Origin of the sequence: Cupriavidus basilensis OR16 (genome assembly GCF_000243095.1) — a bacterium.
Lineage (GTDB): Bacteria > Pseudomonadota > Gammaproteobacteria > Burkholderiales > Burkholderiaceae > Cupriavidus > Cupriavidus basilensis_D.
The window spans coordinates 26,067-51,501 of sequence record NZ_AHJE01000023.1; the positions used below are offsets into that span (position 1 = coordinate 26,067).

Consider the following 25,435-nt stretch of genomic DNA (forward strand, 5'->3'; position numbering starts at 1 on the left):
GCGAGCGTCTACCCCACTCGGGCGCTGTTAGCTAACTAGATACTTAAAAAGTGCTCTAGAAGCTATCTAGTGATTCTGCGAGGTTCGGTACGGGTTGTCAGCTCGATCCCTACGAAAGGAACCAAGTCGGAAGGGCGTTCGTAGGGATGGGGGAAGTGCAATGGCGGCGCCTGCGGTGTGATTTTGGGGCACCTGCACGACGGTCCGGCTAAATCAGGTTCGAGTTCACTGCAGTCCAGCCAATTCGCGTTCTTTTGCGCGGGACCCGTGCCGAAGAATCTTTTCAAGTGCTTGATTTACTTAGAGTCGTAGTCCAGCGATCTCCGGTTTCGCACAATACCTGGCTGACAGGATTGCCGGCCAGCGTCAGGCGACTGGCCTTCCCGGGCGGCATCTTCACCTCCGGATCCTGGCACAGGACCTGGTGGCCAGACACGCACACTGGACAGTGGCCACAGTAGACGGAAAGGCATCCCACCACGTGGTCGCCCGGACGCAGTCCGGAAACGTGCGAGCCAACCGCCTCCACCACGCCCGATACTTCATGCCCCAGCACGGCTGGGAGCGGCAAGGGATAAGTGCCCTGCATCATATGCAGATCGCTATGACACAGGCCCACGGCGGCAGTGCGCACCAGCACCTCATGCGGGGCCGGTTGCCCGATGGCAATGTCATGAATGGCAAGCGGTGCGCCGACTTGCTCCAGTAGAGCCGCTTTCATTTGTCTCTCTCCTTGGTCTGGCTGCGTTGCGCTACACCCCGGGGCAACCGGAGGGGCTCGCTGCAGTTGTGGAACGTCAATATCGTGCCGGCTGGGGCTCGCGCGTCCGCCGCCGACCGGCAGGACCGCGCCGGGGCGATCGACGGCCCCTTCATGCTCAGCACCCTCCAAATCAATCAATCCAGCGTCAGATGAGCCGTCCGGATGACTTCTCCCCACTGCTTTCGCTCGCTTGCCACGAATGCGGCGAACTTCTCCGGCGGCTGGCCTCCCGCGACACCCCCCATTGCGCGGATCTGGGCCTGCAGCTCCGGATCGCGCATGATCACGGCAAGCTGCTGCTCCAACTGGGAGACGACCGCCGGCGGCGTCTTGGCAGCAACGAAGATGCCGATCCACGCAGTCGAGAGGAAACCGTCAAAGCCGGCCTGCACCATCGTGGGCGCCTCTGGCAGGCTTGGCATGCGCTGCGCCGAAGTCACGGCGAGCGCGCGCAGCTTTCCCGAGCGGATATGCGGCAGTGCCTGTGTCAGGTTGTCGAACTGGAATGTCGTTTCCCCGGCCAGCAATGCCGTGGTGGCAGGCGTGGAACCCTTGTATGGCACGTGAATGGCATCGGTGCCGGTGCGCATCTTGAAGAGTTCGCCCACCAGATGGCTGGTCTGGCCAATACCAGCCGAGCCGAAGGAAAGTCTGCCGGGTTGTTGCCTGAGTTGCGCGACCAGGTCGGCCACGCTCCTGATGGGCGACTGGGCATTTACCACCAGGACATTGGGAAAGGCGATGATGTCGGTGACCGGGGTCAGATCCGACGGCGCATAGGTGAGGTGCTGGTAGGCGCTATAGTTGATCGCTTGCGGGCCGACATTGCCTGCCAGCAACGTGTAGCCGTCGGCCGGCGCACGCAGTGCCGCCTGCGTTCCGATGATGCCGCCGCTGCCGGGGCGGTTGTCGACGACGACGGACTGCCCAAGGCGCGCGCTGAGCTTCCTGGCCAGCAGCCGGATTGGAATATCGATGGTGCCACCTGCCGCGCCCGGCACAACGATTGTGACCGGCCGCTTCGGCCAAGTCGTATCCGGCTGCGTGCCGGCAGTGGCTGACAGTGCCGTCGCAGTCAGGGCGCAGACGAGCGAAAAGGCGAGGCGTTTTTTCGGGGGCCTTGCATGCATAGGTCTTCTCCTCTCTTGATTCCGTCGATGTCCTTGCCGTACTACATTGGGGGAGCATCCATGGTGGCGGCAAAGCGCCCGAGATGCGTGGCGGCATTACCCAAAAGCAGTTCATTGCCGATCAGCCGCTTGCTGTAATGGCTGATGGCTGTCTCGTCCTGCAGGCCGATGGCGCCATGCAACTGCAAGACGTCCAGTGCGATACTGCGGCCCGCGATACCGGTCATGTACTTGGCCGCGCTGACGCGGCGCTCGCGTTCCGCCGGTTGCACGGTATCCCAGCCTGCCAGTGCCTGCCGCACCAGGTGGTGCGCGTTGCACCATGCGCGGTAGTGTTCAGCCACGCGGTGCTGGAGGACCTGTTGTTCCGACAAGGTGCGACCGAATTGCTTGCGTGTGCGCAGGTATTCGACCGTGATGCCCAGTGCGCGCCGCATGGCGCCGACGCTCTCCGCGCAGAGCGCTACTGTGGCCAGTGCGAGGGCCTGCTGGATGGATGCGGGGGCATGTTCGGGGCCGGCGAGCAATGCGGCGCGCGCCAGCAGCACGCCATCCAGGTGCAGGTCTGCCGCGCTGCGTCCGTCGTGGAGTTGATAAACGCGTCTGCCAATGCCGCCGACGTTTGCCGGCACGTCGAACAGGCCGACGCCGCCGTCGCTCAAGCACGCTGCCACGACAAAGCGATGGGCCTGGGCGCCACCCATCACCATTGGATCGACACCATCCAGAAGCCAGCCTTCGCCGGTGCGCTGCGCCGTGATCTTCGGGCGCGGCATGCGGCCATCGCCGGCGCCGCCGCTGTCACCGCAAGCCAGCGCGCAGCGGGTCTGTCCGCTGGCCAGAGCCGCCAACAGCGCGTCGCGGACTGGGCCATGCGGCGCGGCGAGCAGCACCTGCGTGGCGAGCACCGCGCTCCACATCAGCGGTTCGAGAACCAGCGCTTCACCAAGCGCTTCGATGATCGGCAGCAGGTCTGCAATGGTGTTGCCCAGGCCTCCGGCTGCCTCTGGAATGGCCAGGCCGGTCAGGCCAAGTTCGGCCAGGCCGGTCCACGCTGCCTCATCGAAGCCTCCGTGCGTGCCGATGATCTTCTGCCTGCGCTCGAAGCTGTAGTGCTTGCCCAGCCAGCGGCGTACGGTATCGGCCATCATGGCCTGCTGTTCCCCGAGGTGATCGGCACGCGGGCCGTCGATTTCGGTCTGTCCGGCAAAGATCGCCTTGGCGATGATCTGGCGCTGTATCTCGGAGGAGCCGCCGGCCAGTGAACTGCCGCGGTAACGCCACATGTGCAGGGCCAGGCAGGTTCCCGGCATGCCCGGTCAGCCCGTCGCCTGGCCTGCCCTCGACGGCTTCCGGATCGAACGCCAGGGACGCGGTGCCATGGGCATCCATGCTGAACAGGTGCAGGTCCTGCAGTAACTGGATGCCCTCGAGTTTCAGCAGGGAAGATTCCAGTTGGGGGCTACCGCCTTGCGCGGCCTGCTGCACGGCAGGCCACCACGCCGCCTCTAGTGCGCGCATGCGAATGTCCAGGGTGGCGTGGCTGCGCCTGAGCAGGGCATGCTCCATGCGCAGCGCCGGATCGTCGCCGCGGTGCTGCTGCGCGACCAGCACCGCGGCCCGGGAGAGTTCTGCCTTGCACTCGGCCACCCGTGCCACAAACAGGCGCTCGATGACCAGCAGGCCCTTGGCGATGGCCCAGCCTGAATTCTCCACCCCGACCAGGTTTGCGGCCGGGACGCGCACATCATCAAAGAACATCTGGACGTGAAGGTGCGAGCCATTGATATAGCGGATGGGACGTACCGTCACGCCGGGCGAGCGCAGATCGATCAGCAGCACCGAAATCCCGTTCTGCTTGCGTTGCGCAGCAGTGTCGGTGCGTGCCAGCACCAGAGCCCAGTTGGCCCAATGCCCGAGGCTTTGCCAGATCTTGGTGCCATTGACGACCCACATATCGCCATCGCGGCGCGCTACAGTGCGCAGCGATGCCAGGTCCGAGCCGGCATCGGGCTCGGAGTACCCCTGCGCCCAGAAGTCGTCGAAGGTGAGCATGCCGGGCAAGAAGCGCCGGCATTGTTCAGGCGTGCCATGGCGGATCAGCGTAGGGCCGATCGTGTCGATACCCAGGTTTTCCACATAGGGCGCGTCGCTTGCCGCGAGTTCCTCCCGGAAAATGGCCTGCTCCACCAGCGACCAGCCCGGGCCGCCGTGCTCGCGTGGCCAACCGGGCGCAGCCCAGCCGCGCGCGTGCAGGATGCGGTGCCATCTGGCGGCCTGCTCGCGCGTGACGAGGCAGTGCGCGCGTGTGGCGGCGCGGATGTCAGGCGGAACTGCCTCGTGCAGGAAGTCGCGGATCTGTTTGCGCAATGTCTCCAGGGAGCTACCGGGCGTGCCGGTGTCCGGGGAATCTGGCATGGCCATTCCTTCTATGAGAACGTGATTGGATCTGTGTGCCGCCCGAACGGGGTCCCCGTCCTGTATCAGGCCCGGCGTTCGTGGCGAACTTCGGCGCATCTGCGACGCATCTTCGACGTACGTGCCACAGCCAGTGTTCCGACGCTCGATCAGCGCAGCAAGGATGCCGCTGCATGCCTGCGGCACGACGTCGTAGCCGGGCTTTGCGCCAAGCGGTCCGGTGCGCGCGTCAGGAAAGTACAGCGGTTCAGTCTCATCGTGTCGCCGCGCGAATTCTTTGCCGGGATCCGCCGACTCTCGCGGCAGTGGTCCCCACTATTGCCCTGGCGCCCATAAATGTCCAAGATAGTTTTTTGATGCCGGATATAGAATCTGGATATACCCCGCCGTATTAGCCAGCGGCATGCCAGTGGATAGCGATATACGCGGACTCAGTGAATGACAAGCCCCGCGGATGGGCAGCCAGGCACGTGCTGCTGCGCGAACGGCCGGACCTCGGTAGAATCGCTCACGGCGTTGCACGCAAGATGCCCAGTTTTGCCCCATGCCGGTGCAGTATCCCGCGCGCCGAGCGGCGCGGCCGGCATGTCCGCGCGGACCCAAGGAAAACAACAACATGAGCGACGAGAGTTTGACCCCCTCTCCCGAGAGCAAGCCTGTTCTCGACTACCCATGCGGAGACGCGCCGGCGCCAGGCAGCGCGGTTGAGATCGTGCCGGGCGTGCTATGGATCCGCATGCCGATGCCGTTTGCGCTGAGCCATATCAACCTGTGGGCGGTGCGCGACGGCAAGGGGTGGGCCGGGATCGATGCCGGGTTGCAAACCAGCGAAACCGCCGCCGCCTGGCGCGATCTCTTCGCGCAGGAAGGCGCGCTGGCGGACGGCCTGACCCGGCTCTTCGTCACGCACATGCACCCCGACCATATCGGCATGGCCGGCTGGCTGACCCGCAAGTTCGCCTGCCGCCTGTGGATGACCCGGCTGGAATACCTGAACTGCCGCGTGCTCGCGGCCGACACGGGCCGTGAGGCGCCCGAAGATGGCGTGCGCTTTTATCGCCGCGCGGGCTGGGACGACAACGCCATCGAGGCCTACCGCGTGCGCTTTGGCGGCTTCGGCAAGTACGTCCATGCCTTGCCCGACAGTTATCGGCGCTTGCGCGATGGCGAGAACCTGACGATTGGCGAGCATCAGTGGCGGGTCGTGGTCGGCAACGGCCACTCGCCCGAACACGCCTGCCTGTATAGCGAGGCATTGAAGATCCTGATCAGCGGCGACCAGATCCTGCCGCGCATCTCTTCCAATGTCTCCGTTTTCCCGACCGAGCCCGATGCCGACCCGATGGGCGACTGGCTGGCCTCGCTCGCCAAGCTGCGCCAGGAAGTCCCGGACGACGTACTGGTGCTGCCGGCGCACAACGAGCCGTTCCGTGGCCTGCATGCGCGCATCGCTTACCTTGAGCGCAGCCAGCATCAAGCGCTGGACCGGCTGCGCGCGGCGCTGACCGAGCCAAGACGGGCGGTGGATGTCTTCGGTGAGCTGTTCTCCCGTCCCATCGGCGGCGAGCCCGGGCTGCTGGGCATGGCAACCGGCGAGAGCATTGCCCACCTGAACTATCTCGTGCATCGGGAAGAGGCCGTGATGGAGGTGGGCGCGGACGGCATCGCAGCTCTTCACCGGTATTCAGTACGCCCCGGGGCTCGATCAGCAGCAGCTTCACCTCCGTCTCGGCAAAGGGTTTGTGCTCCACCCCCTTGGGCACCACGAACATCTCGCCCGCCGATAGCCGCACGTGGCCGTCGCGAAAATCGATGCGCAGCGTGCCCTCCAGCACGATGAACGCCTCATCGGTCTCGACATGGTGGTGCCAGAGAAAATCGCCTTCGATCTTGACCAGCTTGAACTGGTAGTCGTTCATTTCGGCGATGACTTTCGGCGTCCAGTGCTCATGGATCAAGCCGAGCTTGTGCGCGAAGTTCAGGCCTTTGTATTCCTTGATGTCGTTGTGCGGGGTGCTTGCCTGATCGTGTTGCATGGCGTGTCTCTCCTAGCCTTGTCGTGAACGCGCAAGTTAGCAAGGCCGGCGCGCGAAATCTTGTACGATCGTGCAAGCCTTCAGCGGGTGCGCTCAACGCCCCCTTTGCTGCATCTTTACCCAGCGGGCAGGCGACATGCCATAGGCCTTGCCGAAGTGGCGCGTCATGTGGCTCTGATCGGTGAAGCCGGCGGCCAGCGCGGCATCGGCCAGCGACTGGCCCCGCATCAGCAGCGAGCGCACCAGGTCAAGCCGGCGCATGGTCAGGTAGCGGTAAGGGCTGGTGCCGAACAGCAGGCGGAAGTCGCGCGACAGGCTCCAGCGATCGCGCCCGCTGCACGCTTCCAGTTCGCTCAAGGTGACCGTGCGGGGCAGCGCGCCGTGGATAAATCCCCGCGCCATCTCCGCGGCCCGGTAGTCATGGCCCTGGTGCCTGGTGGGAGCGCCGGCCGCCGCGCTCAGGGCATGCGCGAGATCGAACAGCGCATCGTCTTCCTCCAGTGGATCGAGCGGGCATGCCATGCTTTGCAGCAAGACGCCGGTTGCTGCGCGCAGCCGCGCGTCCGAGGACAGGCCGGTCTTGACGAAGGGCAGCGGCTTGCCGCCCAGCACCTGCTGGATCAATGCCGGCTCGATATACATCATCCGGTACTGGAAGCCAGCTTCGGTGCCGGCCTCGCCGTCATGGACCTCATCGGGATGCAGCACAATGGTCCCGCCAGGCAAGCTATTGCACTCACCGCCATGATATTGAAAGCGCTGCACGCCCGACAGCGTCCGTCCGATGGCGTAGGTATCGTGGCGATGCGGATCGTAGCCATGCCCGGAGAAGAACGCCTCGATGCGTTCCATGCGGCCCGCTTGCGGCGCGCGGAGAACCCAGTCCTTGGGGGTGTCTTTCAACGGCATGATGCTCCATCCTTGGTGGCGGCCAGCCCTTAAGCCAGCCCTTGGACCGGGACGGTCACCAGACCGGTACCTTCGGCAAGTGCCAGTTATTTTGCACGGCAAGCAGCCGCAGCGCGAAGCAACTGGCGCCAGCGGCCAGCGCCGCAACGGCCGGCGGGAGGCGGATGGCCCGGGCACTGACGAATACCGCGGATCCCAGCCAGGCTGCCGTGGCGTAGATGTCGGCGCTCAGTACGGTCGGCACCCGCGCGAGCAGCATGTCGCGCACCACGCCGCCGCCCACGCCCGTGAGCGTTCCCATCAACGTCGCGATGAACGGGCCGACGCCGTAGAGGGTTGCCTTTTGCACGCCCGCCACGGCAAACAGCGCCAGGCCCGCCGCATCCAGCACGAGGATCAGCGGGCCGGTAAAGCCCTGCGCCGCCGAGTGAAACACGAACGCCGCGGTGCCGGCAAGAACGGCAAGGACGGGATAGCGCCAGTCCCGGATCGCATTGGGCGGGGCGGCGCCGATCAGCAGGTCGCGGAGGATGCCGCCGCCCACCGCGGTGACCAGCGCGACCACCAGCACCCCGAGCAGGTCCAGGCCATGCCGCATACCGACGATGGCGCCCTCCACGGCAAACACGGTGGTGCCGGCAAGATCGGCTGCCAGCACGACGACTTCGGCTCTTGTTTTCATTGGGGTGGCGAATTGGGCTCGGGACACTCGGGGGCGGGACGACTTCAGGCAGGATACTGCCCTCCGGGCAGTGGCGCCATAGACACATGCTGGCGAATGCATGCGAGTTGGCCATGCCATGCAGCCGGCTCAGGTACCCAGGTTCAGGCCGAAATTCACTTTGAACAGGATCAGGATGCCGAAGATGGCGAACAGCGCCGCGGCGACAAAACGCATCTTGGAGAGCGGGATGATGCGCGTCAGGCGTTCGCCCAGCAGGACCGCGGGCACGTTGGCCGCCATCATGCCCAGGGTGGTGCCGACCACGACCATGCTCAGGTTGGCGTACTGCGCGCCCAGCGCAATGGTGGCGAACTGGGTCTTGTCGCCCATCTCCGCCAGGAAGAAGGCGACCACGGTGGTGGCGAAGGCGCCAGCGCGCTTGCCGTTCTTCTCGTCATCGTCCAGCTTGTCGGGGATCAGCGCCCAGGCGGCAAAGGCCAGGAAGGCGATGCCCAGCACCCAGCGTGTCACATCCGGGCTGACGTGCGACGCGGCCCAGTCGCCCAAGGCGGCGGCAAAGAGGTGGTTGAAGATCGTCGCGACGAAAATGCCCGCAATGATGCTCCATTGCTTGCCGGGAAACCGGGAGGCCAGGAGAAAGGAAAGGAGCTGAGTCTTGTCGCCCATCTCTGCCAGGGCGACCATACCGAACGAAGCAATGAGTGCTTCCATGTGACATCCAAAGGGGGCCGGCAACAAACGAACCAATGACTTCGCTGTCCAGTGCCAGCCCCAGCTGGTGGACAGAAAAGTCAAAGGTCTCGCTGAGCCAATCAGGCTGCCGGCGCCATGGTTTTTTGTACCAAGTATGTTGACGCAGGCCCCTCCAGTGGGGACTGGAGGCTAGCTACTCCCCTAAGACGGCGCAAATAATACCATAGGCTTGCGCGCCCGGGCGCCCTTTGACGCGCACCGGTGCCGGGACAATACTATCGGGTTCGCGCCAACTCCATTTCTGCCAGCATGCCGCCATCCACCATGAGCCAAGCCGATTTCCATGTCCCGCATGACCACGCCAGCCTGATCCGCGCCGTTCGCCAAGGCCGGCAGCCTGACTACCTGTTTTTCTGGGGGCACAGCGCGAAGGCCGGGGCCCCGGTGGGCAAGGAGTGCCTGTCGCAGTGGTGGCCCGCATCGTTCGGCGTGGATGGCCAGACGTATGCCAGCGCCGAGCATTTCATGATGGCGGGCAAGGCCCGGCTGTTCGGGGATGAGCAGGCCTTGCCGCGCATCCTGGCGGCACCGACGCCCGCTGCCGCCAAACAGGCGGGGCGCGAGGTGCGCGGCTTCGATGCGCCGCGTTGGGACGCCGCGTGCCTGGGCCTGGTGACGCAGGGCAATATCGAGAAATTCCGCCAGAACCCGGCGCTGGCCGACTACCTGCTCGGCACCGGCGAGCGCGTGCTGGTGGAGGCCAGCCCGGTGGATCGCGTCTGGGGCATCGGGCTGGCGGCGGATGACCCGCGCGCCGGCAATCCCGAGCAATGGCGCGGCCCCAACCTGCTGGGATTCGCGCTGATGGCGGCGCGCGACGTGCTCAGGGGCGCGTCGGCACGCTAACCCGGAGCGGCCTTGGTCAGTCCTCGGCGACGAAGCCGGTGGCTTCCACAATCGGCTTCCAGGCAGCGCGCTCCAGCTGGATGCGGTGCCGCGCGTCCTGGCCGGGCTTGGCCGCCACTTCCAGCCCAAGGGCCTCCAGCTTGCCGGCGGTCGCGGCATTGCCCGAGGCGACGATGAACATCTTCTCGACCTTGGCAACGACATCCGGCTGGGTGCCGGCCGGCAGGAACGCGCCGTACCAGCTGGTCGCGTATTCATACTGGCTGAAGCCTTGCTCCTTCAGCGTCGGCACATCCGGCAGCGCCTTGGCGCGCCGCGTGCCGCTCACGCCGAGGAACTGCAGCTTGCCGCCCTTGTACAGCGGCATCATGCTGGCCACGGCATCCCAGCCGATCGACACCGTGCCGCTGATCACATCCACCAGCATCGGGGACGCGCCGCGATAAGCGGCCGGCGTGATGGCGATGCCGGCGGCCTTGCCCAGCGCTACCGTGCCGAGGTGGCCCGCGCTGCCGATGGTCGCCAGGCCCAGGCTGGCGCCATTGGGATTACGCCTGGCCCACTCCACGTACTCCTTCATGTTCTTGTACGGCTGCTGCACGCCCGCCGCGATCACGGTTGGCACGTCGGTCAGCACGGCCGCGGGCACCAGGTCCTTGTCCGCGTCGTAGCCCAGCTTCTTGTAGGTCAGCGGGAAAATCGTGAACAGCGGCGACGGACCGATGAAGATGGTCTTGCCGTCCGGTTTGGCGCGCTTCACGTAGTCGAGCGCCAGGCGCGCCGACGCGCCGGGTTTGTTCTCCACGATGACGGTGCCGTGCCCGTCCTGGCGCAGTTGCTCGGCATAGATCCGGGCGAGGCTGTCGGCCGCACCGCCGGGAGCGTAGCCGACGATGATGTGCATCGCGGCATCCGGGCTGTCCGCCGCCGCGGCCGGCCGGGGCAGGGCGAGGACAGCCACGGCGCAGGCCGACAGCGCCAGGGTGTGGATCACGAGGTTGCGGCGTAAGGCGTGGGTCATGGCGGATGCGGTTTCGAGGTCTATCGGTGAATCGGTGAATCGGTGAGAACGAGGGGGGGCGTTCCAGCGGCTTATGCTTGCGGCCACTGGCCAAGCAGGTCGTGCGCTGCTTCGAACAGCGCCGATACGCGGAGCAGCTCGGCGTCGCCGCGGAACTGGCCCACCAGCTGGAAGCCGATCGGCAGCCCGTCGCTGCCGAAGCCGCAGGGCAGGCTGATGGCGGGGTGGCCGGTCATGTTGAACGGCATGGTCCACGGGAACCAGTGCGCGCGCACGTTTTCGAGAGCCTCGCCGTCGATGTCGATGGTGCCGAACAGGTCCTGCCCGATGGGCAGTGCCGTGCGCGTCAGCGTGGGCCGCGTCAGCGTGGGCATGGCGAGGAGGTCTGCGCGCTGCAGCAGCGCCTGCACGCGCTGGAACAGCTTCGAGCGGTCGAACATTGCTTGCTGGTACTCCACGCCGCTGACCTGCGCGGCCGAGGCCACTTGCCGCAGGAACGTGGCGCTGAGCGCATCGCCGTGTTCCTCGGCAATGGTGGCAAAGCGCGCGCGCCAGACCGTATGGTTGATCGCGCGCCAGATCGGCTCCACGTCAAAGCCCTCGCCGGAGAAGGGCTCCAGTTCCGCGCCCAGGTCGGCCAGCCTGGACAGGCTCGCCTCGAATGCCCGCGCCACCTCCGCCGATACCGGGCGTCCCGGCGGCGCCAGGCAGTACAGGATGCGGCGCCCGCGCAGGTCGCCTTGCGCTCGCGCCGCGCTGACATAGTCCGGCTTGGGCACGGCGATGGACCACGGATCGCAGGCATGCTCGCCGGCCATGACCTGCAGCATCAGGCCGGTATCCGCAACCGTGCGCGTGGTGGGCGTGACATAGGTCTGGTTGCCGAACAGGTCCTGCGCCTGGCTGTGCGGAATCACGCCGTTGCTCTGCTTGATGCCAACCACACCGTTGCAAGCCGCCGGAATCCGCGTGGAGCCACCGCCATCGGTGGCGACCGCCAGCGGCGCGATGCCGCTGGCCACGGCAACCGCCGCGCCGCCGCTCGATCCGCCGCTGGTGCGCTCGCGGCTCCAGGCATTGCGCGTGCGGCCAAACAGCGGCGAATCGGTCAGGCATTTGGAGCCGAACTCGGGCGTGGTGGTCTTGCCGATCAGGATGGCGCCTTGCTCGCGCAGGCGGGCGATGGCCACCGCATCGTGGTCGGGCACGTTGTCCCGGTACGGCGCCGCGCCGAATGTGGTGCGCACGCCCTTTGTGTTGACGATGTCTTTCGCGGTGAAGGGAATGCCGTGCAGCAGCCCGAGCGGCTTGCCCGCCATCACGGCTTGCTCCGCTTCCCGGGCGCTGTCCATGGCCGCATCGGCGCACAGCGTGATGAAGCAGTTCAACTCGGGCTGCAGCCGGGCGGCGCGCTCGAGCACGGCCTGCGTGAGCTCGACGGGTGAGATTTCCTTGCGGGCGATGCGGCCTTGAAGCTCGGCGGCGGACAGAAAGCAAAGCGCATCGCTCATCGGCGGGCGTCTCCAGAAGGTGTCTCGGGGGCCTGGATGCCGCGCTTGGCGAGGCTTTGGTTTTTGGATCCAGAATCCACTGTTTGCGGCTATAGTAGACCCGTGGGCAGCCCTTGTAAACTGCGCCACCCAAGCTGAATTACCCTGCGCCAAGAGCGGTGCCGGGATGCGCGAAGTTACGTGAAGTTTCGCAAAAATTGGGGGCAAATGGCAGAAACGTTCGAATGGCAAGGCCGGGTGCGGCTGGTCGAGGAAGTCGCCCAGGTGCTGCGCCAGCGCATCTACCGTGGGGTCTACCCGCCGGGCAAGCCGTTGCGCCAGGTGGAGATCTCCGAGGACCTGAAGATCAGCCGCACGCCGCTGCGCGAAGCCCTGCGCATCCTGGAGCGCGAGGGCCTGGTCAGCGCCGAGACGGCACGCGGCGTGACCGTGGTCAGCGCGGATTTCCGGCAGCTGATGGATGCCTATGAACTGCGCGAGGTAATTGACGGCCTCGCCGCTCGCCTGGCGGCGTCGCGCGCGAGCGAACTGGCCGGAGCGCCTTTGCGCGCCATCATCGCAACCCAGCAGCGGAGTCTCGAGCCCTGGCTGCCCGAGGTTTATACGGCGGCCAATGTCGAGTTCCATACGGCCATCATCGGCCTGGCAGCGAACGAGTACCTGGCGAGGCAGGTACCCATCGTGCATATGACGTCGCAGGTGTTCGCGCCACGGATCCTGTTTGCGCGGGACCGCGCGCTGGCCGCCATCGGGGAGCACGAGCAGATCGTCGCGGCCATTGAGCGCGGGGATGCCGGCCAGGCGGAGCACCTGGCCCGCTTGCATATCCGGAATTCCATGGCGCGGCTCAAGGCCCTCGCGCAACTGGCAACGGATGATGCGCTGGTCATCGCCGAACCCTGAAAACCGGATCGGCGCGGCAACCGGTCCGGTTTATCACCTCAGCCTATCTTGACCAGATCGAGCAACGAGCCTGCCTGCTTGAGTGTTGCCAGGACGATGTTCGAATTGATCGACATGACGCCCGGGGACTTGTGCAGTCGGTTGACTACGAAATCGGAGTAGTGTGCAAGATCGCGCGCTCGTACGGTTAGCACGTAGTTGCATGGACCGGACACGACGCGAGCAGTTACCACCTCTGGCCAGTCATTCAGAGCCTGCACGAAGTTCTCGTGCCAGCGTTCGACGTCGGTGCGCATCGATACCTGCACAAGCGCCTCGAACTCCACGCCCAATGCCTTTGCGGCAATTTCGCAATGGTATCCGGAGATGATGCCGGCCTCTTCCAGTAGCTTCACCCGCCTGAAACAGGCCGAAGCGGACAAGCTCACCGCTTCCGCGAGTTCATTATTCGTCATTTTCCCATTCCGGGTCAGATGACGCAGGATTCGGATATCAATCAGGTCAAGCTGCATTTCGAATATTTATCCGGTTAATCATAATTAATTCGAATGATTGTAGCGTGTGGTTCTTGTTTCTTGCAATAAGTCGAATAAAATTCAACGGATTGTTTGATAATATTTCGCTCTCCAAGCGAGGCGCAGTAGCCCAACGTCATACGTCATACGGCATGCGATCCAGAACCAGATGCCGCGACGCCCCACAGGCGGCTTCAGGCGGCATGGGTTGGCGGGTCAACGGGTGCGCCGAGCGATCCATCCAGACCAACACGAGAGCCCGATGTTTGCGCAAGTCCCTGCCTATCCTGGTGATCCGATCCTGTCGCTGCTTGAAGCGTTCCAAGCTGACTCCCGCGCAAAGCGAGCTAACCTGAGCATCGGCCTCTACTACGACGACGACAACAGCATTCCCGTGCTTGCCAGCGTGCGCGAAGGCGCTGCGCTTGTGGCAGCGCAAGGTGCGGCGCATACGTACCTGCCGATGGAGGGCATGGCGCAATACCGCCAGGCATTACAGAAGGTCATCTTCGGCAAGGACAGCGCCGCGTTGCGCGAGGGCCGCGTGGCGACCATTCAGTCTGTCGGCGGCTCGGGCGCGCTGCGTATCGGCGCGGAATTCCTGAAGACCTATTTTCCCGGCAGTGGGGTATGGGTCAGTGATCCCACTTGGGACAACCACCAGGTATTGTTCGCCGGTGCTGGCCTGGACGTGCACACTTACCCGTATTACGACGCGCAGACCAATGGCCTGAAATTCGGCGAAATGCTCGAGACCATCGACGCACTTGCGCCGCGCAGCATCGTGCTGCTGCAGCCGTGCTGCCACAACCCCACCGGCATCGACCTGTCCCGCGCGCAGTGGCACGAGCTGATCGTCGTGCTGCGAAGCCGCGAGCTGATTCCATTCATCGACATGGCTTACCAGGGCTTCGGCGATGGGATGGACGAAGACGCGTGGGCGATACGGGAGCTGGTCGATGCCGGCTTGTCATTTGCCGTGAGCAATTCGTTCTCGAAGAATTTCTCGTTGTACGGCGAACGTTGCGGCGGCCTCTCGATTGTTACCCTCGATTGTTACCCAGAGCGCCGACGAAGCGGAGCTGGTGCTGGGTCAGCTGAAGGCGACCGTACGACGCATGTACTCCAGCCCCCCTCTGCACGGCGCCAAACTCGTGTCGGCCATTCTCAACACACCGCATTTGGCGGCCCTGTGGGAGACGGAAGTCGCCTGCATGCGGGAACGCATTTCGCGGATGCGCGCATCCCTCAAGCATCAGCTTAAGGAAAACCTGCCGGGAGCCGCTGTTGAATATCTCACGGCGCAGCGTGGCATGTTCAGCTACACAGGGCTCCAGCCTGCGCAAGTGGATGTGCTGCGCGAGCAGCACGGTGTTTACCTCCTCCGCTCCGGCCGCATGTGTGTCGCCGGGCTCAATGAAGGCAATCTCGAGCATGTCGCGCAATCGATCTCAGCTGTTCTGCGCGTGCGTACTTGATAAGGCGCCACTAGCGCGCGAACCACGAACCACGAACCACGAACCACCATTGGCGCAACAGACGTCGCCCGCTTCTCCAGCGGGCACGCGCCAGCAACTCAACTCAAGAGACAGCATGCCCGACCCTATCCGGACCGGATTGCCGGAGCCGTCACAACCCTTTTCATGGGCGACGCACGTCGGTTCCCTGATGTTCACGGCACATGGCGCAGTCGACAGCGCCGGCAAGATCGCGGGGGGCGATGTCGCGACGCAGACGCGGCTTACCTTTGACAATCTGGCGGCCACCGTGGCGGCGGCCGGCGCCAGCATGACGGACGTTGCCCAAGTCCTGATCTATATGCGCGACGCGCAGGACATGGCGACGATCGACGCCGTCTACCGGGAGTACTTTTCCGTGCCTTATCCCAACCGCGCCTCGGTCGCGGTACAGGGCTTCGTTCACCCGGAAATGCTGATCGAGATCGTTGCCTACGTTCGTATCCCGCCGCAGCCCGGCACTTGACCCAACCCATCAGTAACCCCCTTCGCCGGCTGGCGCAGGGACCATCAATAACTAGAACGAGAAGTAGCTGGAGGAGAAAGAGATGAGGACGTTTGGATTTCAATTGATGCTGGGAGCGCTCGCCGCAGGCAACGCCTGTGCGCAGGGTTCGGTGACGCTCTACGGTATCGTTGACCAGAGCATCCGTTTCACCACGAATGCCAACGCTCAGAACGACCACAATGTCGCGCTGGCAAACGGTGCCGTTACCAATAGTCGCTTCGGCTTCAAGGGGGAGGAAGCGCTGGGCTCTGACCTCAAGGCGGTCTTTCGCCTGGAAAACGGCTTCGATCCGCAAAACGGCAAGACTAACCAGAACGGACGGCTGTTCGGCCGCTACGCCTATGTCGGTCTGTCGAGCAGCCTCGGCACGATCCGGCTAGGCCGCCAGTCCACCGAAGGCTTCAACCTGTTTGGTGAGTTCGATCCGCTCACCATCGGCAATTACACCGCCAATTCCTGGCCGTACTTCATCACGGTAGGCCGCATCGACAACGCGCTGAGCTATGACGGCACATTCGGTGGGCTCAACGTGGGCGCCAGCTACGGCTTCGGTGAGCAGCCCGGCAGCATGAGCCAGAACGCATATTGGGGCGCGCGCGCTGCCTACACCGTTGGCCGCTTCAGCCTTGGCGGCGTGTATCAGGAGACGCGGGATCCGGCGAGCCATGCGCAGCGGATGTGGGGTGTTGCCGGACGCTACGCGTCTGGCGGCGCCAACCTTTTCCTGGGCTATCTTGGGGGCCGGGACGCAACGGGCTCACTCGATGGTGCATTGAACGACTCGTCCCGTACTGTCAGCTACGGCTCGTATGCAGCGAATCCGCGCAAGGACAATACCTTCTACTCCGGCATCACCTATCAGGCGACCCCGGCACTGGCGTTGACTGGCGTTTTCTACTACGACGACATCAGGAACGTCAACGCTATCCGTGGCAATGGCGGTAAGCGCTATGCCGGGGTCCTGTTGGCCGAATACTCGTTGTCAAGGCGCACGCAGCTGTATGGGACGGTGGATCACAACGTTGTCAGCGGTGGTGCCGCCTCGGAGTTGCCGGGGCGTGGCAACCAGACCGGCGCATCGCTCGGCATTCGCCATAGCTTCTGATCCGGGGTAGGCCCCACCACTCAATACAGCCCCCAAAAAACCGGGGATCACATGGCGGCGCGCTGAATGGGGCAGGAGACCATTGGCCCTGGCGCGCCCGAAAATTCGAAGGGATCGTTCATGACAAGTCCTCCAAGGGAATTCCAAGAGATCGTCGAGCGCGAGAGGGGGCTGCGACGCACCCTGAGCGCCAGCCAGATGACGATGATTGCCATCGGCGGCGCCATCGGCACGGGCCTGTTCCTCGGCAGCGGCTTCGCCATCAGCTTTGCCGGCCCAAGTGTACTGGTGAGCTACGCCATCGGCGCATTCATCGCGCTAATCTTGATGGGCTGCCTCGCCGAGATGACGGTCGCACATCCTACGTCTGGCTCTTTCGGCGCTTACGCCGAGCACTACATCAGCCCTCTGGCCGGCTTCCTGGTGCGCTATGCCTACTGGGCGTGCATTGTGCTGGCGGTCGGGGCCGAAGTGACCGCCACCGCGCTGTATATGCAGTACTGGTTCCCGACGGTGCCCGGGTGGTTCTGGATCATCTCCTTCTCGGGCGCGCTGATCCTGGTCAACGCCTTGAGCGTCAATATCTTCGGCATTGTTGAGTACTGGTTCTCGGCTATCAAGATCGCCGCGATCGTTGGGTTCATTCTCCTGGGCGCCTATGTTGTCTTTGGTGCGCCAGACCTGGCTGGCGGTGCCGCAGGCAGCGCGCAGGCGGCTGGCTTCCATCACTACACGGCGCATGGCGGATTCTTTCCGAAGGGAGTCTGGGGCATGTGGGTGGCCGTCATCATCTCCATCTTCAGTTATCTGAGCATCGAGATGATCGCCGTTGAACGTGCCGTCACGCGTGCATTTCGCTCAACCATGCTGCGCCTGGTGTTGTTCTACTTGCTCACGCTAGCATTGATGCTTGCAATCGTTCCCTGGACCGCTGCGGGGCAAGACCAGAGTCCGTTCGTCAAGGTCATGGCGGCGATCAGGATTCCAGGCGCCGCCGGCGTGATCAACTTCGTGGTTCTGGTCGCGGCGCTGTCGTCGATGAACAGCCAGCTTTACATCACGACACGAATGATGTTCAGCCTCTCGCGCGCCGGCTATGCGCCAGAGCGCCTGGGCCGGGTCACCACGCGCGGCGTGCCGCTGCCAGCGCTGCTCCTGTCCACTGCGGGGATCGCCATCGCCACGATGATGAGCATCTTCAATCCCGGCGCGTCGTTTGCGATCATGATGGCCATCTCGATGTTTGGCGCTATGTTCACCTGGATGATGATCTTTGTGACCCACTACTTCTTCCGCCGAGCGTGGAAAGCAAGAGGCAGTGCGCCGTTGCGCTTCCGCATGTGGGGCTTCCCCGTGCTAACGCTGCTCGGTGCGGCCCTGATGCTAGCCGTCATGCTGACGACCCTGTTTACGAATGAGTTCCGCATGACCATGATCTTCGGCGCACCCTTCCTGATCACGCTTACGGTTGCCTACTTCGGCTGGTACAGGACGCGTGCGCAAGCGCTGACCAGATAAGCCAGAAAGCCGGTCTGGACGAATTGAGCGGGCTCGCGGCCAGGACTTGGGCCGCGCGCTGGCCGACGAATCCTAGTCCTGACGGGAGGCAGCAAGGACCGCGGTCACCGCTGCCGTGGCGGCCGGTAACTCCTGGCGCAGCGCCGGATGGTGCCGGCTCACGCTTCTCGCCCCGAAGACCAGCGCCAGCAGAAATGCCAGCAGGTACCCCGCAAACGTAATTGCTTCCATGTCTGACCCCTCGCTGCGTGTTGGCGTTATTTTTTGCTAGCCGCGAGTATGCGCAAAAGCACGCCTGGCTCGCTACCACTCGACGGTGGGGGGTGCGGCCCAAATCACAACGTTATTGGCCGCCTTGGCAGCCAGGTACATGGGTGTTTACTTCGCTTGTGTCCTGATGTGTTCTGGTGGCACACTCGCAACACTGTTGCAAAAATGAATAGCCGGGCCACCCGTGGCCCCGCGCCCTCGCAGCCATCCCATGTGGCGACGCCCGTTAGTACTCCTGCTCTGCGTGTTCCTGCTCCTCGGGCAGGCGGGTGCCGTCGTCCACGCGCTTTCCCACCTCCACGCGTCCCAGCAGAGCAATCCCTGCGCGACACCTGCCGACATCGAGCAGTGCGGGCCCGGCCACGACGCCTGCCTGCAATGCCTGGCCTTTGCCGCCGCCGCGGTGGGCATGCCGTCGATGGCTTGCTGGCTGCTGCTGGTCAGCTTCCGGCGCTGGCATTACCCGCTGCTCGCCGAGCGGCACATCGCGCCCATCTTCTCGCCGCGGCCCCGCAGTCGTGGCCCCCCTCTGACTAGCGCATTGTTCGCCTAGCGCATGCGCGCGGGCCAGATGGCCGTGCGCGACGTTTCCATTCCATCAGAGGCATTGCCATGTCCCGTTTCCCGCTTCGAGCCATCGCGGCCGGCGCCGCGTCGGCGCTCGCCCTGTGCGCCCACGCGCAGTCGTCGCCATCCTCCCCATTCGCGCCGTCCCCAGCACCCTCCTCGGCACCCGCGCAGGCGGCCAGCGATAAGGCCCTGAACGCCGTCGTGGTCACCGCCAAGCGGCTCGACGAGGCGCGCAACGCCTTGTCGCCCGAGACCGGCAGCTCGGTCTATCGTTTCGACAGCGAGGACATCAACGCGCTGCCCCAGGGAGAAAACACACCGCTGAACCAGGTCCTGCTGCAAGCCCCTGGCGTGGTGCAGGACTCCTTTGGCCAGTTGCACGTGCGCGGCGACCACGCCAACCTGCAATACCGCATCAACGGCGTCATCATTCCCGAGCCGATCAGCGGCTTCGGGCAAATGCTGGATACGCGTTTCGCGGACGAGATCAAGCTGATCACCGGGGCGCTGCCGGCGCAGTACGGTTTTCGCACGGCGGGCATCGTGGACATCCGCACCAAGGGCGCGGCCTCGGATGAAGAGGGGCAGCCCAAGGCCTTCGGCGGCGAGATCGGCACAGTGTTCGGCAGCCACGCCGACCATGAGCTCAACGGCTATGTGCAGGGCGCAAAGGGGCCGTGGAGCTATTTCCTGAGCGGCTCCTTTGTCGAGAACAACCTCGGCATCGAGAACCCCGCCGCCGGGCGCAATGCCATCCACGACCACACCGACCAGGGCAAGGCATTCGGCATGCTGTCGTACCTGATCAACCCGGACAGCCGGGTCAGCTTCATGTTTGGCAGCGCCGACAACCGCTTCCAGATTCCGAACCGGCCGGGCCTGTCGCCGTCGTTCACCATCGACGGCGTGGTCACGCCGCGCTCCGACCAGCTCAACGCCAATGTTCGTGCAGCGCGAGCGGTTCGCCGTCAACAATACGTCCAGCGTGCTGCCTGCCGATGCCGATGGCAACCAGACCAGCGGCGTGCCGTTTTCCATCGTGGACAACACCAGCAACACGGGCACGACGTTAGGCGTCTACCTGCAGGACGAATGGAAGGCCACCGATAAGCTGACGGTCAACTACGGCGCGCGCTATGACCACGTCAACACGGTCGTCAGCGAGCAGCAGTTGAGCCCGCGCCTGGGGCTGACCTACGATCTCACCAATGTCACGCGGCTGCATGCCGGCTACGCGCGTTACTTCACGCCGCCGGCGACCGAGAAGATCGACACCACCTCGGTGGCCCGCTTCGCCGGCACCACCAACGCCTTGCCGTCGGATGCCAACACGGCCGTGCGCTCGGAACGCTCGGATTACTTCGACATTGGCATGTCGCACCAGGCCACGCGCAACCTCACGCTCGGGCTGGATGCCTACTACCGCAAGGTGCGCCACCTGCAGGACGAGGGGCAGTTCGGCAACGCGCTGATCTTCTCCTCGTTCAACTACGACCAAGGCAAGATCTACGGGCTGGAGGGCACGGCCAACTACCGGCAGGGGAGCTTCGCCGCTTATGCCAACCTGGGCGTTTCGCGCGCCTTGGCCAAGGGGGTGGAGACCGGGCAGTTCCATTTCGGCGCGGATGAGCTGGCGTTCATCGCCAGCAACTGGGTCCACCTTGACCACGACCAGACGGTGGCGGGCTCGTTCGGGACCTCGTACACGTGGCACGGCACCCTGCTTAGTGCCGACGCGCTGTTCGGCAGCGGGCTGCGCAACGGCTTCGCCAATACCAACCACCTGGGCGCCTACTTCCAGGTCAATGTAGGTGCTGGGCACAGCTTCGATGCGCCAGTGATCGGCAAATTCAAGGTCCGGCTGACGGTGATCAACCTGTTCGATCGCAGCTACCAGCTGCGCGACGGGACCGGCATCGGGGTGGGCGCGCCGCAGTATGCACCGCGGCGCAGCTTTTACGTGGCGTTGTCAAAGCCCTTCTGAGCGCAGGTGGCGCGCCGCTTGCCGCCACGGCGGGCGAGGTGTCCCACCCCTGCAAACGCCGATCTACACAGCCGATGCTTTCACAGCCCCACTGGCAAAGAAGTGCTGCAGGTTTTCAAACACCAGGTCCGCCATGGCTTGACGCGTTTGATCAGGAAGCCGTTCGGGCCCAGCGCCTCGAGTACCTCGGCGGACACCAGGTGCCGGGTTTCGGGCCCGCCGGCGGTGGCGATGACGAGGAAGTCCGCCCACCTGGCCAGCTCGGTCAGGGATGGCTCGTGGCGGTAGGGCGCATCCTGGGCGGGGCGGCGGCTGTTGTAGCTCACTGGCATGTCGAAGCCCGAGCCACGCCGGGCTATGACGCGGCCGATGCGGCCCATGCCGACGATGCCCAGGCGCTTGCCGCTGACACGGGTGGCGAGCGGGAACTGCGCCTTGGGCCACTCGCCGCGCCGCACGAAACGGTCAGCCGCGCTGAAGCCGCGCGCCACATCCATCAGCAGGCCAAAGGCCGTGTCGGCCACGCAATCGTTGAGCACATCGGGCGTATAGCCAACGGCGATGCCGCGCGCGCGGGCGGCGTCGAGGTCGATCTTGTCCAGGCCGACGCCAAAGCTGGAGATGACCTTCAGCGCCGGCATGGCCTTGATCATCGCGGCGTCGACACCGATGGCGGCGCGCGTGGTCAGCGCGGCGAACTCGCCGCCGTGGCTGGCGAGGAAGGCGCTGGGGTCGGTCTCGGCCCACAGCGGGTGGACGTCGTAGTGCTCGACGAGGCTGGCTTCCAGCGTGGCGGGCAGGCGTCCGTGCTGGGCAAGGCGTGGTTTCATGAGAAGAGGTCCAAATTCAAGAGAAGAGGTCCAAATGGTGACGGTGGTCCGGCGGTGCCGGATTCAGTCCGCGCTGAGCTTGTTGTCCTGGATGATCTTGGCGTAGCGCTTGCGGTCCGTCGCGATCAGGTCGGCAAACTGCGCGGGCGTGCTGCCGACGGGAATCGCGCCTTGCGCGATCAGTTGCTCCTTCACCGCCGGCATCGCCACCACTTCCTTGACCCCGGCGGCGATCTTGTCGACGATTTCCTTGGGCGTGCCGGCGGGGGCCAGCAGCCCGACCCACGAACCCGACTCCGCGCCAGCGATGCCGGCTTGCGCCAGCGTCGGCACGTCCGGCATGGCGGGCGAGCGGACCTTGCTGGTCACGGCCAGCGCGCGCAGCTTGCCCGATTTCACATGGCCGGCGGTCTCCAGGATGGAGGCGAACAGCATGTCGACATTGCCGGCCATCAGGTCGGTCATGGCGGCGCCACCGCCCTTGTAGGGCACGTGCAGCAGGCCGGCCAGGCGGCGTCCGGGCTGGGCATGCACGGCGGGCGCGATGGCGCCCAGGGCGAGCGCGATCCATGCCGCGCGGCGGCCAAGCGTGAAGGTGTTGCGTGAGCGCATGTTATGTCTCCATGAATACGGCCCGCGGGCGCGGCCGGCTATCTCATCGGGGTCGTTATGGGGGTCGCTATTCGGGGGTCGCTATTCGGGCTGGATGCCCGCATCCTTGGCCACCTTGGCCCACTTGCCCATTTCCACCTGCAGGAAGCTGGCGAATTGCGCGGGTGTACCGCCCGCCGGCTCGATGCCGGCGTTCTGCAGGCGCTCGCGCACGTCGGGCGCGGCCAGTGCCTTGTTGATCTCGGCGTTGAGCTTGTCCACCACGGCCTTGGGGGTGCCGGCCGGGGCCAGCACGCCGCCCCAGGTGCTGGTATCAAAGCCGGGCAGCCCGGCTTCCGCCATGGTTGGCACCTGCGGCGCGGTGGACGAGCGCTTGATGGTGGTCACCGCGAGCGATGGGCCAGTGTGCTGCCCTTGTAAGGGATATGGATCATGTCGATGCCGGCCATGCTCTTGAACAGCTCGCCCGAGAAATGCGGCGCGCCGCCCGAACCGCTGGACGCGAACGACAACTTGCCCGGGTTGGCCTTGCCGTAGGCGATCAGTTCCTTGACGGACGTCACCGGCAGGGAAGGCGACACCACCAGCATCAGCGGCACCACGTGGGTCAGCGCCACCGGCGCGAAGCTCTTGATGGTGTCGAAGGGCAGCTTCTTCACCATGCTGGGATTGATGGCGTGGCTGCTGGCCACCAGCGCCAGCGTGTAGCCGTCCGGCGCGCTCTTGGCGACGAGGTCGGTGCCGATGATGCCGGTGGCGCCGGGGCGGTTGTCCACTACCACCGACTGGCCCCAGGCTTCAGTCATCTTCTGGCCCACCAGCCGCGCGACCAGGTCGATGGCGCCGCCGGGCGAGGCGGGAACGATGATGGTGATGGTCTTGGTGGGGTAGCTGAGCTCGGCGCCGTGGGCGGCGGGGGCGAGGGCGAGGGCGGCGGCGAAGCTCGCTAGCGCTAGCGCCCGTGCGATGGGTTTGGTGCTGAGGTGCATGTTGTCTCCTGCGCGATTCGATTTGATTTGATTCGATTCGATTCGAACCGGCTTGGTGTTTTCCATCCAACGCGCGGCAATAGCGCTAACGCATGAATTCGCAACCGTGTGGCGCCTCCTTCTCGCCAAGCGGGAGAGGGGAGCCAATCATCGGACTCGCGGCGCGAGCCATCAATTGGCCGTGGCGCCCGACTTCTTCACCAGCTCGGCCCAGCGCGGGATCTCCTTGCCCATGAACGCCGCCAGCTCGGCGGGGCTGCTGCCCACCACTTCCATGCCAAGCTGCTGCGTCATCCGTTGCTGCACGGCGGGTTGCTTGAGCGCGCGCACCACTTCGGCGTTCAGCCGCTGCACCACTTCCCTGGGCGTGCCGTGCGGCGCATATAGCGCCTGCCACGACACCATCTCGAAGCCCGGCACGCCGGCCTCGGCCATGGTCGGCACGTTGGGCGCCAGCGCGGAGCGCTTGGGCGAGGTCACGGCCAGCGCACGCAGCTTGCCGGCCTTGATCATCGCGTCGCCCGCGGTCAGCTGGTCGAAGAGAAAGGGGACGAGGCCGGCGGCCACGTCCTGGATCGCCTGCGGGCTGCCCTTGTAGGGCACGTGGGTCATCGGCACCTGGATCATGTCGGCGAACAGTTCGCCGGCCAGATGCGTCGAAGTGCCCGCGCCCGACGACGCGAAGCTCAGGCCCGGATGCTTCTTCGCATAGGCGATCAGCTCTTTCACGTCGTGGATCGGCAGCTTCGCATCCACCATCAGCACGTTGGGCACGTAGGCGATCAGGCAGACCGGCTCGAAATCCTTGACCGGGTCGTACGAGAGGTTCTTGTACAGGCTCGCGTTGATGGCATGCGTGCTGATGGTGCCGCCAAACAGCGTGTAGCCATCTGGCTTGGCGCGTGCCACATAGCCCGCGCCCACCGCGCCGGCCGCGCCGGGCCGGTTCTCTACCACGACCGGCTGGCCCAGCGATTTCGAGAGCTCTTGCCCGATGGTGCGGGCGACGATATCGGTTGACCCGCCCGCCGCGAACGGCACCACCCAGGTGATCGGGCGCGAAGGCCATTTGTCCTCGGCCCGCGCGCCGGTGGTGAACAGGGCGCCGGCCGCAGCCAGCATGCCGAGGGCGGCAACGCGGCGCAGCGCGCCTCGCTTTTCGTGATCCATCTTGTCTCCATCCGTGGCCGCCTTGTCCCCTTGCCTGGGAGCGGGCCGGCTTATGTGCTTGTTGGTGTCTTGCTGGTGTCTTGCTTGCCTCTTGCCGGCAACGACGCTTAGCGGCCCTTGGCTTCGCGCCATGCGGCGAAGTCCAGGCGGCTTTGCTCCTGGGTCGGGGGATACAGGCCGATGATCGAGCGGCCCTTCATCACTTCCTCCGTGACGAAGTCTTCGAACGCGGTCATCTCCACCGCTTCCGCCGCGATTTCCTCGGCCAGGTGGCGCGGCACGATGATCACGCCCTCGGCATCGCCAACCACCACGTCGCCCGGGAACACCGCCACGTCGCCACAGCCGATGGGACCGTTGATCTCGATGGCCTGGTGCAGCGTCAGGTTGGTGGGCGCGGAAGGGCGGTGGTGATAGGCCGGCATGGCTAGCCGGGCAATCTCCGGCGAATCCCGGAAGCCGCCGTCGGTGACAACGCCGGCCGCGCCGCGTTGCATCAGGCGCGTGATCAGGATCGAGCCCGCGGAGGCCGCGCGCGCGTCCTTGCGGCTGTCGATCACCAGCACCGCGCCGGCGGGGCACTGCTCCACCGCCTGCCGTTGCGGGTGGTTCGGATCCAGGAACACCGAGATCGGGTTCAGGTCTTCGCGCGCCGGGATGTAGCGCAGCGTGAAGGCCTCGCCAACCATGTTGCCGTGCTCGGGATTGAGCGGATGCACGTCCTGGATAAACTGGTTGCGCAGGCCGCGCTTGAACAGCGCCGTGCACAAGGTGGCGGTGCTGACGGCCTTGAACTGGTCGATGGTTTGCTGGCCGAGCTTGCCGGGCTGGGTTGTGGTTGTGGTTGAGGTATCGGTCATGATGGGTCCGCT

22 protein-coding genes, 4 pseudogenes and 1 riboswitch are annotated in these 25,435 nt (G+C 65.0%); of the genes and pseudogenes, 9 read left to right on the forward strand and 17 right to left on the reverse strand.

Features of this window, described 5'->3' with window-relative positions; genetic code table 11:
- Positions 1-283: 283 nt before the first annotated feature.
- The 4 genes from OR16_RS41120 to OR16_RS45530 form a co-directional block, all read right to left on the reverse strand.
- A complete protein-coding gene (locus OR16_RS41120; protein ID WP_237717000.1) occupies positions 284-721 on the reverse strand; it encodes an alcohol dehydrogenase catalytic domain-containing protein in 438 nt (145 codons plus the stop codon).
- A 176-nt stretch (positions 722-897) separates the two neighbouring features.
- Positions 898-1,893: a Bug family tripartite tricarboxylate transporter substrate binding protein gene (locus OR16_RS09900; RefSeq protein ID WP_006157825.1), complete on the reverse strand. Its 996-nt coding sequence runs from the start codon at positions 1,891-1,893 to the stop codon at positions 898-900.
- A 41-nt stretch (positions 1,894-1,934) separates the two neighbouring features.
- A complete protein-coding gene (locus OR16_RS45525) occupies positions 1,935-3,044 on the reverse strand; it encodes an acyl-CoA dehydrogenase family protein (RefSeq protein WP_006157826.1) in 1,110 nt (369 codons plus the stop codon).
- Positions 2,953-4,497, reverse strand: coding sequence for an acyl-CoA dehydrogenase family protein (locus OR16_RS45530; protein WP_237717001.1), 1,545 nt, complete (start codon positions 4,495-4,497; stop codon positions 2,953-2,955). The genes OR16_RS45525 and OR16_RS45530 overlap by 92 nt, the downstream gene beginning before the upstream one ends.
- Positions 4,498-4,927: 430 nt before the next feature.
- On the opposite strand from OR16_RS45530, the gene OR16_RS45535 reads away from it, so the two are divergent.
- The gene (locus OR16_RS45535; protein ID WP_006157828.1) at positions 4,928-6,151 is read left to right on the forward strand and encodes an MBL fold metallo-hydrolase; all 1,224 of its coding nucleotides are present in this window, start codon (positions 4,928-4,930) and stop codon (positions 6,149-6,151) included.
- Here OR16_RS45535 and OR16_RS47660 read toward each other — a convergent pair.
- From OR16_RS47660 to OR16_RS09935, 4 genes and pseudogenes are all read right to left on the reverse strand, one after another.
- Positions 6,075-6,347, reverse strand: a pseudogene (locus OR16_RS47660) (cupin domain-containing protein); the annotation flags it as partial. The gene OR16_RS45535 and the pseudogene OR16_RS47660 sit on opposite strands and share 77 nt — an antisense overlap.
- A 93-nt stretch (positions 6,348-6,440) precedes the next feature.
- Entirely contained in the window at positions 6,441-7,256 is an 816-nt protein-coding gene (locus OR16_RS09925; protein WP_006157830.1) for an AraC family transcriptional regulator, read from the reverse strand.
- Positions 7,257-7,311: 55 nt separating this feature from the next.
- Positions 7,312-7,938: a trimeric intracellular cation channel family protein gene (locus tag OR16_RS09930; protein WP_043419149.1), complete on the reverse strand. Its 627-nt coding sequence runs from the start codon at positions 7,936-7,938 to the stop codon at positions 7,312-7,314.
- 129 nt (positions 7,939-8,067) lie between these two features.
- Positions 8,068-8,652, reverse strand: a complete 585-nt coding sequence (locus OR16_RS09935; protein WP_006157832.1) for a TMEM165/GDT1 family protein — start codon at positions 8,650-8,652, stop codon at positions 8,068-8,070.
- A 9-nt stretch (positions 8,653-8,661) separates the two neighbouring features.
- Positions 8,662-8,848, reverse strand: a riboswitch (yybP-ykoY riboswitch).
- Between the two features lie 110 nt (positions 8,849-8,958).
- Here OR16_RS09935 and OR16_RS09940 point away from each other — a divergent pair.
- Entirely contained in the window at positions 8,959-9,540 is a 582-nt protein-coding gene (locus OR16_RS09940; protein WP_006157833.1) for an NADAR family protein, read from the forward strand.
- Between the two features lie 16 nt (positions 9,541-9,556).
- Here OR16_RS09940 and OR16_RS09945 read toward each other — a convergent pair whose 3' ends face one another.
- Complete coding sequence (locus OR16_RS09945) at positions 9,557-10,561, reverse strand: tripartite tricarboxylate transporter substrate-binding protein (protein WP_006157834.1); 1,005 nt, start codon at positions 10,559-10,561, stop codon at positions 9,557-9,559.
- 71 nt (positions 10,562-10,632) lie between these two features.
- Positions 10,633-12,072, reverse strand: a complete 1,440-nt coding sequence (locus OR16_RS09950) for an amidase (protein WP_006157835.1) — start codon at positions 12,070-12,072, stop codon at positions 10,633-10,635.
- Positions 12,073-12,279: 207 nt separating this feature from the next.
- Between OR16_RS09950 and OR16_RS09955 the strand changes: the two genes are divergently transcribed.
- A complete protein-coding gene (locus OR16_RS09955; protein WP_006157836.1) occupies positions 12,280-12,975 on the forward strand; it encodes a GntR family transcriptional regulator in 696 nt (231 codons plus the stop codon).
- A 38-nt stretch (positions 12,976-13,013) separates the two neighbouring features.
- Here OR16_RS09955 and OR16_RS09960 read toward each other — a convergent pair whose 3' ends face one another.
- On the reverse strand, positions 13,014-13,487 hold the full coding sequence (locus OR16_RS09960) for an Lrp/AsnC family transcriptional regulator (protein WP_006157837.1): 474 nt from the start codon (positions 13,485-13,487) through the stop codon (positions 13,014-13,016).
- 265 nt (positions 13,488-13,752) lie between these two features.
- Here OR16_RS09960 and OR16_RS09965 point away from each other — a divergent pair.
- The 4 genes and pseudogenes from OR16_RS09965 to OR16_RS09980 all read left to right on the forward strand — a co-directional run bounded on the left by OR16_RS09965 (position 13,753) and on the right by OR16_RS09980 (position 18,138).
- Positions 13,753-14,968 (forward strand): annotated as a pseudogene (locus OR16_RS09965) (amino acid aminotransferase).
- Positions 14,969-15,083: 115 nt separating this feature from the next.
- Complete coding sequence (locus OR16_RS09970; protein WP_043419151.1) at positions 15,084-15,473, forward strand: RidA family protein; 390 nt, start codon at positions 15,084-15,086, stop codon at positions 15,471-15,473.
- 82 nt (positions 15,474-15,555) lie between these two features.
- Positions 15,556-16,620, forward strand: a complete 1,065-nt coding sequence (locus OR16_RS09975; protein ID WP_006157841.1) for a porin — start codon at positions 15,556-15,558, stop codon at positions 16,618-16,620.
- A gap of 120 nt (positions 16,621-16,740) precedes the next feature.
- Positions 16,741-18,138: an amino acid permease gene (locus OR16_RS09980; RefSeq protein WP_043419178.1), complete on the forward strand. Its 1,398-nt coding sequence runs from the start codon at positions 16,741-16,743 to the stop codon at positions 18,136-18,138.
- Positions 18,139-18,210: 72 nt separating this feature from the next.
- Here OR16_RS09980 and OR16_RS43990 read toward each other — a convergent pair whose 3' ends face one another.
- Complete coding sequence (locus OR16_RS43990) at positions 18,211-18,369, reverse strand: hypothetical protein (RefSeq protein WP_158001341.1); 159 nt, start codon at positions 18,367-18,369, stop codon at positions 18,211-18,213.
- Between the two features lie 250 nt (positions 18,370-18,619).
- On the opposite strand from OR16_RS43990, the gene OR16_RS09985 reads away from it, so the two are divergent.
- Together OR16_RS09985 and OR16_RS09990 are read left to right on the forward strand one after the other, a co-directional pair.
- A complete protein-coding gene (locus OR16_RS09985; RefSeq protein ID WP_006157843.1) occupies positions 18,620-18,961 on the forward strand; it encodes a hypothetical protein in 342 nt (113 codons plus the stop codon).
- A gap of 59 nt (positions 18,962-19,020) precedes the next feature.
- A pseudogene (locus tag OR16_RS09990) lies at positions 19,021-20,962 on the forward strand (TonB-dependent receptor).
- An 80-nt stretch (positions 20,963-21,042) separates the two neighbouring features.
- On the opposite strand, the gene OR16_RS09995 reads toward OR16_RS09990, so the two are convergent.
- The 5 genes and pseudogenes from OR16_RS09995 to OR16_RS10015 form a co-directional block, all read right to left on the reverse strand.
- Positions 21,043-21,792, reverse strand: a complete 750-nt coding sequence (locus OR16_RS09995) for a 2-hydroxyacid dehydrogenase (RefSeq protein ID WP_006157844.1) — start codon at positions 21,790-21,792, stop codon at positions 21,043-21,045.
- Between the two features lie 63 nt (positions 21,793-21,855).
- Positions 21,856-22,404, reverse strand: a complete 549-nt coding sequence (locus OR16_RS10000; RefSeq protein WP_006157845.1) for a tripartite tricarboxylate transporter substrate-binding protein — start codon at positions 22,402-22,404, stop codon at positions 21,856-21,858.
- A gap of 81 nt (positions 22,405-22,485) precedes the next feature.
- Positions 22,486-23,393: pseudogene (locus OR16_RS10005) on the reverse strand (tripartite tricarboxylate transporter substrate binding protein).
- 171 nt (positions 23,394-23,564) lie between these two features.
- Positions 23,565-24,563, reverse strand: coding sequence for a Bug family tripartite tricarboxylate transporter substrate binding protein (locus OR16_RS10010; protein ID WP_006157848.1), 999 nt, complete (start codon positions 24,561-24,563; stop codon positions 23,565-23,567).
- A gap of 107 nt (positions 24,564-24,670) precedes the next feature.
- Positions 24,671-25,423, reverse strand: a complete 753-nt coding sequence (locus OR16_RS10015) for a ribonuclease activity regulator RraA (RefSeq protein WP_006157849.1) — start codon at positions 25,421-25,423, stop codon at positions 24,671-24,673.
- Between the last annotated feature and the right edge of the window lie 12 nt (positions 25,424-25,435).